Source organism: Acinetobacter sp. WCHAc060042 (assembly GCF_003231195.1).
GTDB lineage: Bacteria > Pseudomonadota > Gammaproteobacteria > Pseudomonadales > Moraxellaceae > Acinetobacter.
On sequence record NZ_QKVN01000030.1, the window covers coordinates 1 to 16,075 of the forward strand.

A 16,075-nucleotide genomic window follows, 5' to 3' on the forward strand; every position below is an offset into this window, starting at 1 on the left:
CCCCCAAATTCACTTATTTGAAACAGGCGTTGGTTTTTTCTACAAAACCCAGCAAAAATCGTATTTTTCATCTATTTTTTGATCATATTTATAATTTTTTCTCTTATTTTTTACAAGATAAGCTTTTCGTTTCCAATCTTTAAATCTATTTTCAGGCTTAAAATTCAATCAGTAGGCTTTATTTTTGGCTTGCCACTTAATTTCCAGTAAATTTTGAGCAACCCTTTTCAGACTGAACATTCCGCGATTCATTTGATTTGTATATTTCAAGACAGTATTTTTTTTAAAGATGTCGCTCTTTTATATTGAGTACAAACATTACATCCCAAAATCACTATATTCCCCCACATTTCCAGTTAAAAATGTGAAAGGACTCTGCTTTCCATAAGCGCAAATACTTCTTTTGTCTTTTATTTAATGCAAATAATAAAAAGCCCTCTTCTATCTATACCTCATTCAAGATAATTCAAAACAGTGCTGCAACAATATTTGCGATAAAACTTAATAATACGAAGTATCTGGATATAAGTAGAAAACACAGTGCTATATCACGAACTCGTATTAAATGAGTCCGTTGTACTCAACATCTATGGCAATTCGTTCTTTGTCTGCGTGTAATTGATTTTAAAAACTAAATTTTTGCCAATAAAAAAGGAAGAGATCTCTCCCAAAACCTCTTCCTCTGAGTTAGATCGTTATCTGATCCATAGATGTCATTATTATAGTTATCTTAAAAAAAGTCCCTTGGGGAAGAGACTTGAAAACTGTGGAGAGTTATTCCTATTGACCCTCTAGATATGTTAAAACACAAACTAGGCGTTGAAATCTTATACACTCTCATTTTAAATTGCAATATTTAAGGGAAAATTTAAGTATTGTTTTTATAAGGTTTTTTTTGAATTTGGTTATTTGATTTTTTTATAACGCATAAAAAACAAAAAGCAGACCGAAGCCTGCTTTTATATCAACAACTTAACATTTATAGATGAATAGCATTAGTCCGTAAAAGTGACTTTTGCAATGGCTTTTTTACCCGACTGGATAATTAAAGTGACATTTTCTTTAACAGAGAAACTCATATCAACCACTTTCCAGTCAACTTTGACCGCACCACGACCCACAGCATCTTTTGCTGCTGCTGCATTTGGGTTTAAGCCCGCTACGCGAAGAATCGTTGCAATAAATAACTCGCCACCAAATTCAGCGCGTGAAATCGTTACTTCTGGTGTCCCTTCGGGTAATTCACCCTCAGTAATCAAGTTACCTGCACCTTTATGTGCATTTTCTGCAGCTTCTGCACCGTGGAAACGCTCTACCAACTCAAGTGCTAAAATCTTCTTCACTTCTTGTGGATTACGCCCTTCAGCAATTTCGTTTAGCAGGACTTTAATTTCTTCAACGGATTTAAAGCTGAGTAAATCGAAATAGCGTTCAATTAAAGCATCTGGCATCGAAAGAACTTTTTGATACATCGCCCCTGGTGCATCAAATACCCCAATATAATTACCCAAAGACTTAGACATTTTGTTCACACCGTCTAAACCTTCAAGGATGGGCACCGTAATGCAGACTTGCGCTTCTTGGTCATAACGACCTTGCAGTGTACGCCCCATCAATAAGTTAAAGGTTTGGTCTGTACCGCCTAACTCCACATCTGCCTCAAGAGCAATCGAGTCATAACCTTGAACCAATGGATACAAAAACTCATGAATTGCAATCGGTTGATGGTTGTTATAACGCTTGGTGAAGTCATCACGCTCAAGCATACGTGCAACCGTTTGCTGTGATGCCAACTGAATTAAATCAGCCGCTGTCTTGGTTGCAAACCATTCTGAGTTAAAACGTACTTTGGTTTTATTCGGATCAAGAATTTTAAACACCTGTTCTTGATAGGTTTTTGCGTTTTCAAGTACTTGCTCACGCGACAATGGTGGGCGTGTTGCACTTTTGCCCGTCGGGTCACCGATCATCGCGGTATAGTCCCCAATCAGGAAGGTCACGTCATGACCCAAGTCTTGGAAAGTTTTCAGTTTATTAATTAAAACCGTATGCCCCAAGTGCAAGTCAGGCGCAGTCGGATCAAAGCCCGCTTTAATTTTTAAAGGACGATTTTCTTTTAATTTCTTCAGAAGATCTTCTTCAGAAATAATTTCATGCGTGCCTCGTTGAATGAGAGCAAGTTGTTCTTCAGCCGGCAGGAAATTTGACATCACAAAACCCAAACACATCAGTTATTCAATTTGTGCGATATACTAACACTTTTTCAGCACATTGCAGGCTTTAGAATAATCATGACAGCGATCTATATTGGGGTAATGACCGGCACCAGCATGGATGGTGTTGATATTGTTGCTGCTTCTTTTGATCCATTGCAGCTTCATGCCACCCTCACTCTTTCTTTCGATCCCGATTTACGCGATGAACTGATGGCACTCACTTTGCCTGGTGACAACGAAATCGACCGTATGGGTAAGGCAGATGTGGCTTTAGCAAAAATGATTGGTGAAGGCATCAATCAACTGATTGAACAAAGTCATTTAGATCGTAGTCAAATCAAAGCTGTTGGCTCACATGGACAAACCATTCGCCACCGCCCAGAGCATGGCTTTACCCTGCAAATTGGTGACCCAAACATCATCACTGAAATCACCCAAATTCCGGTGATTTCAGACTTTCGACGTCGTGATATGGCCGCAGGTGGACAAGGTGCCCCGCTGGTTCCTGCGTTTCACCAAGATATGTTCCAACATGAAAGCATTCATCGCGTCATCTTAAACCTAGGTGGCATCGCAAATGTCAGTATGTTGCCCGCAGGCCAACCTGATCAGGTCTACGGTTTTGATACAGGCCCAGCCAACATTTTAATGGACGCTTGGTGTGAACGCTTTACTGGGCAGCCTTACGATGAAAATGGCAATTGGGCAGCTTACGGCCATCCGATTCGCAGCCTGCTTGATCGTCTACAATCCCATGAATATTTTTCCAAAGAACCACCGAAAAGCACTGGTCGTGAAGACTTCAACCTTGAATGGTTAGATGAACAAATTGCTGACTGGCGCAATGACCTTGAATACGACGAACTTGAAGACAGCCCCGAAAATGTTCAAGCTACCTTAATGAAGCTCACCACACGCGCCATAAAAAAAGCCATCTACCGCTCTGACATGGATACCGGTGAAGTCTATGTCTGTGGTGGTGGTGCCTATAATTCACACCTTTTAGAACAACTACGCTGGCGCTTACGTAAGCACAATTGGTCTGTACAAACGACCTCCGCGATTGGCTTAGCCCCAACATGGGTGGAAGCCACCGCCTTTGCTTGGTTGGCTATGCGTTTTATCCAGCAACTCAATGGCAACTTACCCGCAGTGACAGGCGCACAGGGCGACCGTATTCTTGGAACGATTACTGCGGTTTAAACATCACAGCGCTTCTAGTCCTTTAGACGCAACATAAGCAAATCAAAAAAGCCAGTCGGTTATTCACCTGACTGGCTTTTTATCTATATCAACGATTTTTTCCTGTTAATGTTAACGCATCATTAACTTGGCATTTTCCTGACGGAAGGCTTTTAAGATTTGTTGCCCTGCTCGTCCCGTCGGACTTAAACCTAAACGAATCTGCTCCTGTCGAATCGCTTGGCGCGTTTTATCACCAATCAAACCGTCCACCGCGCCAATATCATAGCCACGATTCAGTAAAAACTGCTGAATTTCACGACGTTCAGAACGCGAAGTGCCTGCATCATCAGTTGGCCAAGTTGTAGTAAACCCGCCTTGCCCTTGTAAGCGGTCTGACAAATGCGCAATCGCTAATGCATAACTTTCTGCTGCGTTATAACTATAGATTGCATCAAAGTTTTTAAAGACTAAAAACAGTGGACCATTTTCACCAGCGAGCGCCATCAGCCCCGCTTGCGAACTAGAGGATAAATTGCCTTGAACTAACGCTGAGCCATCTGCGCGTACCAAGCCATTTTGCATCCAGTAAGATAAGGGCTTTTTATTGCGACGACTTTCACCACTCAGAGAAATCGCTTGCGGATTTTTTACTTCAAATCCCCAAGGTTGCCCGGTTTGCCAGCCGCGTTTTTTGAGGAAATTGGCTGTTGATGCCAAAGCATCTGTGGTACTCGACACCAAATCACGGCGTCCATCACCATCAAAATCGACCGCCAGCTCTTCATACGTCGATGGCATAAACTGGGTATGACCAAACGCACCTGCCCACGAACCTTTCAGTTGCGACTCAGTTAAATCGCCACGCTGTAAAATACGCATCGCGGCAAAAAACTCACCACGGAAATAGCTTTGACGGCGCCCCTCACAGCTCAATGTACCCAGAGCTTGTAATAATGGATATTTACCTGAAATATCACCAAAATTACTTTCAACGCCCCACACGGCAACCACAGTCTCCGCAGGCACACCATACGCGGCCGCAACCCGATTCAACACGTCACGATGCTGCGCCAATTTTTGCTGACCGACCGCAACACGCTCATCATCCACCAATCCTGACAAATAATCCCAAATCGGCGTGGAAAACTCAGGTTGGTAATTTAATTTTTCAATCACAGAATAATCAGGCGTTAAATTTTGCGTGTAGCGATCATAAGTGGATGCAGACACACCATTCGCCATCGCTTGGCTTTTTAAGTTGGCAATACAGCTTTGAAATAAGTTCTGAGGGCTATAATCGGAGCTTGCGACATTTGAACCGCCCGCAACTTTTTGACCATTAATAATAAGCTCAGCATTTGCCTGAGTCACCGCTAAAAAAATTGAACCTAAAAGAAAAGCAAAACGGTGCATAAAATCCCTAATGATTCTTTATCTCTAAATTATGCGTTTTACCTTAACACTTTCAATTTCACTTTTCTGAATCAAAACGTAAATGAATATTGATAATAATTTAAATTCAAAATCATCTTTTAAATTTAAAATCACTTACCCACAACACCACAAGCCTCAGCCGTTGAATTCAAAAACAAACTCCAGCTCAAAACGTGCTTTGAATTCAATCATCTTGATTTGAATTTATTTATCCACAACTCATCTTTAATGTTAATAATCAACAATATAAAAAGAATCAACCATCAGAAACCAAACTCAACATTTTCAAATTCAAAACTTTAAATTCATTCAGCGGTCTTTAAATTTATTCTTTTGAATTTAAATTCAAACAGCATCAAGGCTTTTAAATTTAAACATTCGATTTAAATTTAAAATGCGCTTTTGAATTCAAATTTTTTACTTCTATTTTTTAAATTCAAAACACGCCTAAAAAGATATCCACAGAATCAAGTTAACTGAGATTTCTGCTGGTTCAGCTTTTTTAGGTGAAAATCAGTGTCACATTCAATTGTGGGCTCTGTTTTAAACGTGCATCTCTGTACAAAACTCGCTTTATTTTGCTTTCAGTTTATTTTTCTATGCGCTAATTTTATCTAAACGGATAAAAAAACACGCAATTTATTTTAATTTTGATCCGATTAACGGTTACTTTTATCGAAGAGGCGCAATCATGCCTGAATGAATCCAAATAAAAAAGCGACCACTCTTGTGATCGCCTTTTTTAACAACAACTGAAGCTTTAGATGGTCATATCTTCGCTCAGTGCCAATGGATTCGGTAAAATTTTCGCCAACTGACGACATAGCGTCGTGAGTTGAGCGGTATCATTCGGCATTAAAGTCATGTGACCAATCTTACGACCTTCACGTTCTTGCTTATTATAAAGATGTAGATGTACACCTTCTAAGGCCAAGACTTGTTCAGACTGTGGATACTGACCAATAATATTGATCATGACCGTAGGGCGAACCACTTCAGTGGAACCCAAGGGTAAGCCTGCGACTGCACGAATATGGTTTTCAAACTGAGAGCATACTGCGCCTTCAATCGACCAGTGTCCTGAATTATGCACACGTGGCGCCATTTCATTGGCATACAAACCTTGGTCTGTAACAAACAGTTCTAAGGTCAATACGCCAACATAATTCAAATGATTCAATAGGCGAGTGATGTAGTCTTGTGCAACGGGTTGTAAGTCCGCACTATTCGGCGCAGGGACAATCGAGTGCGACAAAATACCATGATGGTGATGGTTTTCAGCCAATGGCCACGTTTTTACATCGCCATTTTGACCACGTACCGCAATGATTGAGACTTCACGTGAGAAAGTCACAAAGCTTTCTGCAATTAAACTGCCTGCAGGACCTAATTCAGCCCATGCTTGTTCAATTTGCTGTTCAGAACGCAATACAAACTGACCTTTGCCATCATAGCCGCCTGTGGCTGTCTTCAGCACAATCGGTAAACCTAACTCAGCAACCGCAGCGTTTAAGCTTTCTAGTGAATCTACCGCTTTATAAGGTGCAACAGGAATCTCAAGCGCATCAAATAACGCTTTTTCAGACAAGCGATGCTGTGCAATGGCTAAAGCCTGACGTGGCGGATGCATATCTTTTTGCTTGGTCAAAACATCAACATCAGACAAAGGCGTATTTTCAAACTCAAGGCTGAAGACATCTGCGCTAGCAATAAAGTCTTGTAAACCGTTTTCAGTTTTGCTTGAAATCACCGTTCCTAAAGCCGCTGAAGGACAGTCTGTACTCACATCAAAGAACGTACATTGAATATTTAGTGGCAAAGCCGCTTGCGCCATCATGCGACCCAGCTGCCCACCACCAAAAATACCGATGGTTTTATTCATGAGGAATGCCCCGTATTAAGCTTGGCCTGGAATATTGTTGCTTGCGACTTTGTCAGTTTGTGCAGCACGGAAATCTGCTACATTTTTTGCAATCTCAGGACGTGTTAGACCTAAAATTTGCGCTGCCATAATCGCAGCATTGGTTGCACCTGCTGGACCAATCGCCAAGGTGCCCACTGCAATACCCGCTGGCATTTGTACAATGGATAACAGTGAATCAACACCGTTTAAAATCGAAGACTTCACTGGTACACCCAGTACAGGTAAATCAGTTTTCGCCGCACACATTCCTGGTAAATGCGCCGCACCGCCTGCACCTGCAATAATCACTTGGATACCACGGTCACGTGCTTGTTCAGCATATTCAAAAAGACGATCTGGCGTACGGTGCGCAGACACAACTTCCGCTTCAAATGGGACGCCAAGTTGCTTAAGCATATTAGCAGTGTGTTCGAGAGTGGCCCAATCTGATTGAGAACCCATGATAATTCCAACGAGAGGAGTGTCTTGTGAAGCGGCCGCATTCATTGCAATGTTTCCAGAGATAGTTAAGAGAGATAAATCTCGACTAGCGCCAAGCTTTAATAAGAGCCCCGTATTATAGACTGATTTTTCAGCTCTCCAAAATTTAACCGTAAAACTAAATGCAGATTTTTCTTATTTTTTTATGGCGTAGCATAAAACTTAAATAAAAATAGGGCAGTAGCTCATTTTTTGATTTATTGGCTGCGAAAAACAAAATACACACAACCGAATAAACACAGTCCCGCCCACAAATAATCGAGCTTAAAAGGCTGTTTGAATAAGAAAAGCATAAAGGGGACAAAAACCAATAACGTCACCACTTCTTGGGTGATTTTCATTTCGCCCATCGACCAGCCTTGCTGTGACAACATACGGGTCGCAGGAATCATAAAACTATATTCCACCAACGCGATGAACCAACTAAATAAAATGGCTTGCCAAAGCGGCACCCCCGGTAAAAATTTTAAATGTCCATACCATGCAAGTGTCATAAAACAGTTGGCAATAATCAATAAAATAAAGGGCAGGGACATGAAGCTAAATCGCCGAGTTTAGGAGCATTTTATTGTACGTTTTTTGCTAGAAAATTCAGCAAATATTGCACTTTTCAGCCGATTTTTTTACAAAATAAAAGCGCTGTTCAAGCCGCAGAATAATTAAACGATTAGATACAAGAATCACTATCTTTTCGCTAAGCGCCTTGCTATGGTTGCTTTCACATCGAATTAATCACGACAACAGCACCAACAATACGTGATGTGTCTATAAAAGCAGTGGAGTGAGGCGGAATGCATCTGCATATTTTGGGTATTTGTGGCACCTTTATGGGGTCTTTAGCGCTTTTAGCACGTGATCTTGGCCATACAGTGACGGGTTCGGATCTAAACGTTTATCCTCCTATGTCCACCCAGCTCGAAAATGCAGGCATTACTTTAATGCAAGGTTATGACCGCAGTCATTTACAACCTCATCCAGATTTGGTCATCGTGGGCAATGCGATGAAACGCGGGATTGATGCAGTTGAATACATGCTCAATGAAGGCTTGCCCTATATTTCAGGCCCGCAATTTTTGGCCGATCATGTACTTCAAGGTAAACACGTACTTGGCGTAGCAGGCACGCATGGCAAAACCACCACCACCACCATGTTGGCTTGGGTATTGGATCAGGCGGGTTTAGAGCCAGGTTTCCTCATTGGCGGTGTACCTTTAGGTTTCTCTGAAAGTGCACGTTTAGGTGCTGGCAAATACTTCTGTGTCGAAGCTGATGAATATGATTCTGCCTTTTTCGACAAACGTTCGAAGTTCGTGCATTACCATCCCAAAACAGCCATTTTAAATAACCTTGAATTTGACCATGCCGATATTTTTGATGATCTAGCAGCGATTCAAAAACAATTCCATCACTTGGTTCGTACCATTCCTAGCGAAGGTCGTATTATTGCGCCTATTACTGAAAGCAATATTGATGAAGTTTTAGAACAGGGCTGTTGGACACCTGTGGTTCGTACCTCTTTAGAGGCTCACGACAAGTCTGAATTGTATGCCGAACAACTGAGTGCGGATGGTTCACATTTTAAAGTACTCCAACACGGCGTGGTAAAAGGCATCGTGCAATGGAACATGACAGGGCAGCACAGCGTGGCCAATGCATTGGCGACTATCGCTGCGGCTGAACACGTTGGCGTGAGCATTGAAACAGCGTGCGCAGCACTGTCTAACTTTGGTGGTGTGAAGCGCCGTATGGAGCTTTTAGGCACGGTACGTGGCGTTGAAGTGTATGATGACTTTGCCCATCACCCAACCGCAATTGATACTACGCTAGAAGGCGCACGTAAGCGTTTAGGAGAGCGTAAGTTGTGGGCGATTATTGAACCACGTTCAAATACCATGCGCATGGGAAGCCATAAAGATGGACTTGCGCACTCTGCACGTTTGGCCGATGAAGTGATTTGGTATCAGCCAGAAGGTTTGGACTGGGACTTACAACCTGTCATTGCAGCCGCACCGAACAAGGCCGTAGTTGCACGTACATTAGATGACATTATCCAGACCATTGTCAGTGATGCAGGTGAGGGCGATGCGGTCGTGATCATGTCTAATGGCGGCTTTGGTGGTTTACACCAGAAATTGATCAGCGCCTTAAACGCAGAGTAAGCTATTCTCTCTTAGACGAAAAAAACCGCAGTTCAATCTGCGGTTTTTTTACAAGCTTATTCAATTAAAAACCAGACATCGTGCCCGTATATTCAAAGTCTTTTAGTTTTGCCCAACCTTGAACCGTGTCTCCCAAACGCTTGCTGAAATACATGATCGAAACCCACTGTTCTTGGCCATCATCATAGGTGCTATAAGCAGTAATATGGTCATTTTTAATCATAAACAGATCTTTGATTTTACAAGCATTACTCGGTGCTGAATGAAAATACACTCTGGTTGGAACAATCACTTTCATGCCCCAACGTGGGATGATCTGGACTTCTTTTTGTTCGGCCTTTTCCTCAAATTTTACACAGTCTTCAGCATGCAATAAGGGGGCAACTAAACTAAATAGACCAATAGATAAAAGCGTCTTCATATACTTTAATTCCATTATCTTCAGCACTGCAAAGTACAAATTAGAACTGCAATGGCAGCTATATTGATCTCATTTTAGCTTAACGCTTAGAACCGCAGTGAATGCCATGAACAACTAAGCCGCAACATCCTCAAAACTTTTCTCACGGCGAAACATCACATCGACATAAGAACAAGTCGGGATAATTTTCAGGTTTTTCTCACGTGAAAAATCAACCAGAGTATCCAATAGCAAACGCGCCACACCTTGACCCCGTAGTGAATCATCGACCCAAGTATGATTGGCATCAATGGTTGTGTCATCTCGCCAAATATAGCTAATTTCAGCAATACGCTGACCGTCTGCATTATTTAAAAAAAACTCACCTTTTTGATCACGATCTACATGTTGAAATTGCATAGCACACTCATTGAATGGATTGATTTATAGTTTTCTATCTTAGTGGAATAAAACATCATGAATAGATGGATCTTTGTCGAATACCGATTTGGCAAAAGGACACAAAGGTAAAATTTTCACGCCCTTATCACGAGCAAAGTTAACCAAAACATCCAATAACTGACGCCCCACATGTTGCCCACGCAGTAACTCACTGACCCAAGTGTGGTCAATGATAAATTTATCACCCCCAGCCCAACTATAAGTCATTTCCGCCACACGATCATGGTCTTGCTCGACAAAAACTTCGCCTTTACTACCTGTTTCTTGATGTTGAATTTTCATTATTATTCCTCTTCGGTTTACTGTTTTTTTAGATTGCCACAAATTGAAGTAAAATTTTGTCTCATTTATATTTCATCTACAATTTTCTTTAATATTTGCTCAAACCATAAAAATATGCGATGCTTAGCTCACTTTTGGATCAAACCCAAAACCAAATTTATGTTGAACAAGGGGAGTAGCCTCCTCCAAACGTGAAAAATCCATGCTATGCATCACTTTCACGTGTCAGATTATCGTCATTACACTTTGCAAAAAGTCGGTATCTGAGCATTTTAGCGCACAAAATACATACGCTAAAATGTAGGCAAGACCTTGATCATGTTGTTACAGATGTTTTATTTCATCTGGCAGCAGGTCAAGGTTTTTTTGTGGCCGATTGCTGGATGTGGAGGATTTCATGGAATCTATCGGCAATTTATGGCTATACCTTGCTTTTTTCGGCATTGTTACTGTGATGCTACTGATCGACTTTTTAGGCTTTAAACAAAAAGAAGGCCAAGAAGTTAAAATCAAAACAGCCGCGTTATGGAGTATTGCATGGGTTTCCGTCGCATCACTCTTTGGTGCAGGTCTCTGGCTGTATCTACAACAAACTGCAGGTGTCACTGTGGCCAATACCAAGGTCATGGAGTACTTCGCAGGCTATTTACTTGAAAAATCTTTAGCCGTCGACAACGTCTTTGTCTGGCTGATGATCTTTGCTGCTTTTGCCATCCCACCTGCATTACAACGCCAATTACTGCTTTACGGTGTCTTGGGCGCGATTATTCTACGTACCATCTTTATTTTTATTGGCGCGTGGTTCGTGCAAGAGTTCTCATGGATTCTGTATATTTTCGGTGCCTTCTTAGTCTATACGGGCTTCAAATTCTTCAAAGGGCAGGGCGAAGAAGAAACCAATATCGAAGATATGGCGATCTTAAAATGGCTACGTAAACATATGCGGATTACCCCGCAAATGCACGGCAATAAATTCTTCGTCCGTCAAAACGGGATGTTGTGGGCAACGCCGCTGTTCTTGGTGTTGATTTTAGTTGAAGCGTCGGATGTAATTTTCGCGGTGGATTCCATTCCTGCAATTTTCGCGGTGACTTCTGATCCGTTTATTGTGTTAACAGCAAACTTAATGGCGATTTTGGGTCTACGTGCGATGTTCTTCTTGTTGTCTGGTGCAGCAACCAAGATGCATTATCTCCCGTATGGTTTAGGTATTATCTTGGTGTTCATTGGCTTTAAGATGCTGATGTTGGATGTGTTCCATATGCCAATTTGGATTTCACTGGGCTTTATTGTGTTGGTGCTGAGCATTACTGCGATCTTGTCGATTCGATACAGTAAGAAACATCATCAAACCACCCTCTAATCTTTTAAAAAAGCCTTCCACTGTGAAGGCTTTTTTATGACCAAATTTTAGTATGCACAAGACTTAATCCTATGATTTTCTATGTAAATGTACTGTACTTTGTGCAGACAGCTCCCTATGATAAGCGGGCTTAAAACCCTTGGTTTTACCTGTAATAATAAAACAACCCGAAGGTTGCTCATCCATGCGTACCAAAAAATTAACTCTTGTTGTGGTGCCGGTTTTACTCACGGCATGTAGCGGTTCTAAAACCCTACAACAGGATGTTTATAATAACCAATACAACTGCTACCAAGACTGGCATTTTGAACTGTGCGAACCTGCTAATGAAAATGGCGAATCAAGCTATAGTGGTTCTACTGGGGTTTATATCGGCCCACAATATTATAAAAATAATCGTAAAGTCCGTTACTTAGGTCAAGTCATGAAAGCACGTGGACGACATTCGACAGGCGCACCCAAAATCTCGACTCACGTTTTTAGCCATGCCAAATCCCAACCCATTCGGGGAGGCTTCGGCCGTGGCGGAGGCTCGTTCGGAGGTTAATACATGAAACGAGTTCTACTGCCTGAGCGTGCAAACTGGCAACAGATGCATCAAGAGATTGGTTTTGACTACTACAACTTGCCTTCGCGGGATGGTTCAATATATTGGTCAGAAGGGGTGGCTTATGAGTTTAGCCTCAAGCAAATTGAACAGCTTGAAGATGCCTCGAACGAATTACACCAGATGTGCCTTGAAGTGGCAGGGGACATGATTCAACGCGGTCATTATCCCGAATATTTTCAACTCCCCCCAGCAGCGATTCCTTTGATTGAGCACTCATGGAATAACCAAGCGCCGATGCTCTATGGCCGTTTCGATTTTGCCTATGATGGTCAAGCCATCAAAATGCTGGAATACAACGCCGATACGCCAACGGGTTTACTCGAAGCCTCTGTTGCACAGTGGCATTGGATTGAACAGGTCGAAAATATTGCAAACCGTGATCAGTTCAACAGCATTCATGAAAAGCTAATTGAGCGTTGGAAACAGCTCTATCCTGCGCGTAGCCGTGTCCATTTTGCAGCCTGCCAAGAAGCAGGGCGTGAAGATTGGGGCAATTTAGAATACCTCATGGATACCGCTTTTCAGGCAGGCTTAAATGTCAGCGAACTGTCGATGGAAAACATCGGTTGGAATGGCACAGCCTTCGTCGATTTGCATCAGCAAGAGATTCAGCATTTATTTAAGCTGTATCCGTGGGAATGGATTTGGGAAGAAAATTTTTCGCAGTTTCTCAAACCCGCAACCGAATGGATTGAACCGTGTTGGAAAATGCTACTCTCCAATAAAGCCCTGTTGATCGAGCTATGGAAACGCTTTCCAAATCATCCATTGTTGTTAGAAACCCACGCTTATGATGCACACGCTCACTATGCAGGGAAATGGGTGCGTAAGCCCATCTTAGCGCGCGAAGGCGCAAATATTCATATCCTACAAAACAATGTCGATTGCGGTGCAGCCTCAGGGAGTTTTTACTTCGATGACTACGACAAATATGGCTATGTCATGCAACGCTGGGTAAAAACTCCGTTGCATGAAGGCATGCTGCCTACCTTGGGACTTTGGATGGTCGGGGATGAATGTGCGGGGATGTCACTGCGTGAAGATGTGTTTGATGTGATTGGCAATGATGCGCATTTTGCTGCGCATTATTTTGTGGAATAAAGTGGCGCTCTAAATCACCTATTTAAAATAGGTGTCCAAAAAGTAATACGGCTCTGTTCAGGCGTTTTAGTAGAAGCACTATCACTTTTAGGTTATTCACGGCGGAGTCTTATCTTTTTTAAATTCAATACTGGGAGCTCATTTATTCTTTTGTTTCGCCAAATGAGAAGCGAAGTTTCGTAAAGAAAGCATTTGTCCTCTGCAAAACCTGCTCACGTTCTATAATTAAAAAATCTGTATTGCAAAAACAATCTATTCCAAACACTACGCAGGTTGCGGATGACGCTTGCGTCTATCAAATAAAGTTTAAATTGAAAAAGAAAATGCCTGTCAACTCTAAAACTGACAGGCATAGATTCGAAGACAATATTTTTTTCAAGCTTAAATGGTATGTGCTTTAACCCGCTTCATATAAGACACCAAACGCGTGAAAAACAAGATTTGCAGGAAGATGGTAAATAGCGAAATAGTCCATTCATACCAATGATCAAACGCCGTGCCTTCTAGATTAAAAGCAAAATAAAGCCCCAATAACACTGCACCAAATACCACACCCGCCACAGTGGTTTGTACCAAAATGGGAAAAGACAAGGCTGTGATTCGACCTAAGAAATGCTCACCCTCATCGCCGCCATTGGCTTTATAAGTGCTTTGAATCCCAATATACATAATCAATAAGGTCAAAAGTCCCTCAACACCAATCACACGAACATCACCATAGGGTGAATACATGCCGTAGTAATACACCACTGAAACCAATAAGGCGGTGACTAAGTAATAATTTTTATAATGCTTTTTATCGAGGGTATTGCTAGATAATTCATGTGCTAATGCTTTGGTATTCCAAAAATACATGCGGGTCATGGTCTCTTATTTTATCAATGCCGACACTGTACTGATTCAGCATTTAAAGATAAAGACTTTCTCAGCAAAATTTTGCGAATAGATTGAATCATTTAAGTCCAAAGCGTGTGCTTATGCATAGCATAAAAAAACTTCCGTAAATAGCCGTGAAAAATATCCAGTTTGCGGTACAATCAATCGAAAAAAAGTCAAAACGCAGGTTTAAAATGTCTTCTGTAGTTGCAACGACGGCGGTTCGCGGTCGCTTCCTAGATATTCAGAATACGGTTGCCCAAGCGCGTGAAATTCACGACCAAGTGCGTTACGTAGAAGATGGTTTACTGATTAGCCACAATGGCAAAATCCAATGGTTTGGATCTTGGCAGGAGGGGCAACAGCACCTTCCTGTTGGCGTCGAGGTTCAGCACTATCATGAACAATTGATTGTGCCGGGTTTTATCGACACCCACATTCATTTTCCACAAACAGAAATGGTGGGGGCCTATGGCGAACAGCTACTCGAATGGCTCAATACCTATACTTTCCCAACCGAATTACAATTTTCCGATAAAGCCTATGCCGACCAGATTGCCCAATTCTTTGTGCAAGAACTGCTGAAAAATGGCACCACCACAGCCTTAGTCTTCTGTACTGTGCATAGCGAATCAGTCGATGCACTATTTGAAGCGGCTGGGCAGCACCAGATGCGTCTGATCGCAGGTAAAGTCATGATGGACCGTCATGCACCTGAAGGTCTGTGTGACACACCTGAAAGTGCTTATGCAGACTCTAAAGCACTGATTGAGAAATGGCATGGCAAAGGCCGTAATCTATATGCAATTACGCCACGTTTTGCCCCAACCTCAACACCAGAGCAATTGGCTAAAGCAGGGCAGCTCAAAGCTGAATACCCAGATGTATATGTGCATACGCATTTAAGTGAAAATAAAAATGAAATCGCTTGGGTGAAAGACTTATTCCCAGAACAGCAAGGTTATCTCGATGTTTATCATCACTTTGGCTTAACGGGTTCACATTCGGTCTTTGCCCACTGCGTGCATTTAGAAGACGCAGAGTGGGACTGCATGCATCAGACTGACTCGGCCATTGCTTTCTGTCCGACCTCCAACCTCTTTTTAGGTAGTGGTTTATTTCCGTTAAACAAGACTTGGGAAAAGCAGGTAAAAGTTGGGCTTGGTACAGACATTGGTGCAGGAACCTCTTTTAACCAACTACAAACCCTCAATGAAGCCTATAAAGTACAGCAACTTCAAGGTGATAAACTGTCCGCATTTGAATCGCTCTACCACGCTACGCTGGGCGGTGCCAAAGCACTGAGCTTGGATGATAAGCTCGGTAACTTTAATGTAGGCAAAGAAGCCGACTTTGTGGTGCTCGACCTCAAAGCAACCGCGTTGCAAGCATTACGTCAGCAACGTGCAAAAGGGATTGAAGATGCTTTATTTGCTCTGATGACTATGGGTGATGACCGCAATATTCATGCGACTTATATTTTTGGTCAGAAGGCTTATCTGCAAGACTAAGCAGCAAATAGCAAAAATTTAAGCGGTTAATCAAGTTTTGAAACGACTTTGATTTTTGCCTCTAAACCAAGC

At 42.1% G+C, this 16,075-nt stretch carries 15 protein-coding genes; 6 read left to right on the forward strand and 9 right to left on the reverse strand.

Annotation, left to right across the window (positions count from 1 at the left end; all coding sequences use genetic code 11):
* Positions 1-995: 995 nt before the first annotated feature.
* The gene (gene tyrS / locus DPG01_RS13180; RefSeq protein ID WP_110975401.1) at positions 996-2,228 is read right to left on the reverse strand and encodes a tyrosine--tRNA ligase; all 1,233 of its coding nucleotides are present in this window, start codon (positions 2,226-2,228) and stop codon (positions 996-998) included.
* Positions 2,229-2,291: 63 nt separating this feature from the next.
* Here tyrS and DPG01_RS13185 point away from each other — a divergent pair, with 63 nt between their 5' ends.
* Positions 2,292-3,419, forward strand: coding sequence for an anhydro-N-acetylmuramic acid kinase (locus DPG01_RS13185; RefSeq protein ID WP_086210945.1), 1,128 nt, complete (start codon positions 2,292-2,294; stop codon positions 3,417-3,419).
* 111 nt (positions 3,420-3,530) lie between these two features.
* Here DPG01_RS13185 and DPG01_RS13190 read toward each other — a convergent pair whose 3' ends face one another.
* The 4 genes from DPG01_RS13190 to DPG01_RS13205 form a co-directional block, all read right to left on the reverse strand.
* Complete coding sequence (locus DPG01_RS13190; RefSeq protein WP_110975402.1) at positions 3,531-4,814, reverse strand: lytic murein transglycosylase; 1,284 nt, start codon at positions 4,812-4,814, stop codon at positions 3,531-3,533.
* 781 nt (positions 4,815-5,595) lie between these two features.
* Positions 5,596-6,717, reverse strand: coding sequence for a 5-(carboxyamino)imidazole ribonucleotide synthase (locus tag DPG01_RS13195; protein WP_110975403.1), 1,122 nt, complete (start codon positions 6,715-6,717; stop codon positions 5,596-5,598).
* A gap of 15 nt (positions 6,718-6,732) precedes the next feature.
* The gene (gene purE, locus DPG01_RS13200) at positions 6,733-7,245 is read right to left on the reverse strand and encodes a 5-(carboxyamino)imidazole ribonucleotide mutase (RefSeq protein ID WP_004697498.1); all 513 of its coding nucleotides are present in this window, start codon (positions 7,243-7,245) and stop codon (positions 6,733-6,735) included.
* A gap of 191 nt (positions 7,246-7,436) precedes the next feature.
* Positions 7,437-7,775, reverse strand: coding sequence for a DMT family protein (locus DPG01_RS13205; RefSeq protein WP_004977754.1), 339 nt, complete (start codon positions 7,773-7,775; stop codon positions 7,437-7,439).
* Between the two features lie 255 nt (positions 7,776-8,030).
* Here DPG01_RS13205 and mpl point away from each other — a divergent pair, with 255 nt between their 5' ends.
* Complete coding sequence (gene mpl, locus DPG01_RS13210; RefSeq protein ID WP_110975404.1) at positions 8,031-9,398, forward strand: UDP-N-acetylmuramate:L-alanyl-gamma-D-glutamyl-meso-diaminopimelate ligase; 1,368 nt, start codon at positions 8,031-8,033, stop codon at positions 9,396-9,398.
* A 64-nt stretch (positions 9,399-9,462) separates the two neighbouring features.
* On the opposite strand, the gene DPG01_RS13215 is transcribed toward mpl, so the two are convergent.
* The 3 genes from DPG01_RS13215 to DPG01_RS13225 all read right to left on the reverse strand — a co-directional run bounded on the left by DPG01_RS13215 (position 9,463) and on the right by DPG01_RS13225 (position 10,542).
* On the reverse strand, positions 9,463-9,819 hold the full coding sequence (locus DPG01_RS13215; protein ID WP_171327417.1) for a hypothetical protein: 357 nt from the start codon (positions 9,817-9,819) through the stop codon (positions 9,463-9,465).
* Between the two features lie 114 nt (positions 9,820-9,933).
* Entirely contained in the window at positions 9,934-10,218 is a 285-nt protein-coding gene (locus DPG01_RS13220) for a GNAT family N-acetyltransferase (RefSeq protein WP_087528470.1), read from the reverse strand.
* Positions 10,219-10,257: 39 nt separating this feature from the next.
* Positions 10,258-10,542 (reverse strand): GNAT family N-acetyltransferase, encoded by a 285-nt coding sequence (locus tag DPG01_RS13225; protein ID WP_110975405.1) that lies wholly within the window; start codon positions 10,540-10,542, stop codon positions 10,258-10,260.
* A 397-nt stretch (positions 10,543-10,939) separates the two neighbouring features.
* On the opposite strand from DPG01_RS13225, the gene DPG01_RS13230 reads away from it, so the two are divergent.
* From DPG01_RS13230 to DPG01_RS13240, 3 genes are all read left to right on the forward strand, one after another.
* Positions 10,940-11,905 (forward strand): TerC family protein, encoded by a 966-nt coding sequence (locus tag DPG01_RS13230; protein WP_110975406.1) that lies wholly within the window; start codon positions 10,940-10,942, stop codon positions 11,903-11,905.
* 184 nt (positions 11,906-12,089) lie between these two features.
* The gene (locus DPG01_RS13235) at positions 12,090-12,452 is read left to right on the forward strand and encodes a hypothetical protein (protein ID WP_086210952.1); all 363 of its coding nucleotides are present in this window, start codon (positions 12,090-12,092) and stop codon (positions 12,450-12,452) included.
* 3 nt (positions 12,453-12,455) lie between these two features.
* The gene (locus tag DPG01_RS13240) at positions 12,456-13,616 is read left to right on the forward strand and encodes a glutathionylspermidine synthase family protein (protein ID WP_110975407.1); all 1,161 of its coding nucleotides are present in this window, start codon (positions 12,456-12,458) and stop codon (positions 13,614-13,616) included.
* 381 nt (positions 13,617-13,997) lie between these two features.
* Here the strand turns inward: DPG01_RS13240 and DPG01_RS13245 are convergent, their stop codons facing one another.
* Positions 13,998-14,471: a hypothetical protein gene (locus DPG01_RS13245; protein WP_110975408.1), complete on the reverse strand. Its 474-nt coding sequence runs from the start codon at positions 14,469-14,471 to the stop codon at positions 13,998-14,000.
* 215 nt (positions 14,472-14,686) lie between these two features.
* Between DPG01_RS13245 and guaD the strand changes: the two genes are divergently transcribed.
* Positions 14,687-16,003, forward strand: coding sequence for a guanine deaminase (gene guaD / locus DPG01_RS13250; RefSeq protein WP_110975409.1), 1,317 nt, complete (start codon positions 14,687-14,689; stop codon positions 16,001-16,003).
* Positions 16,004-16,075 lie beyond the last annotated feature (72 nt).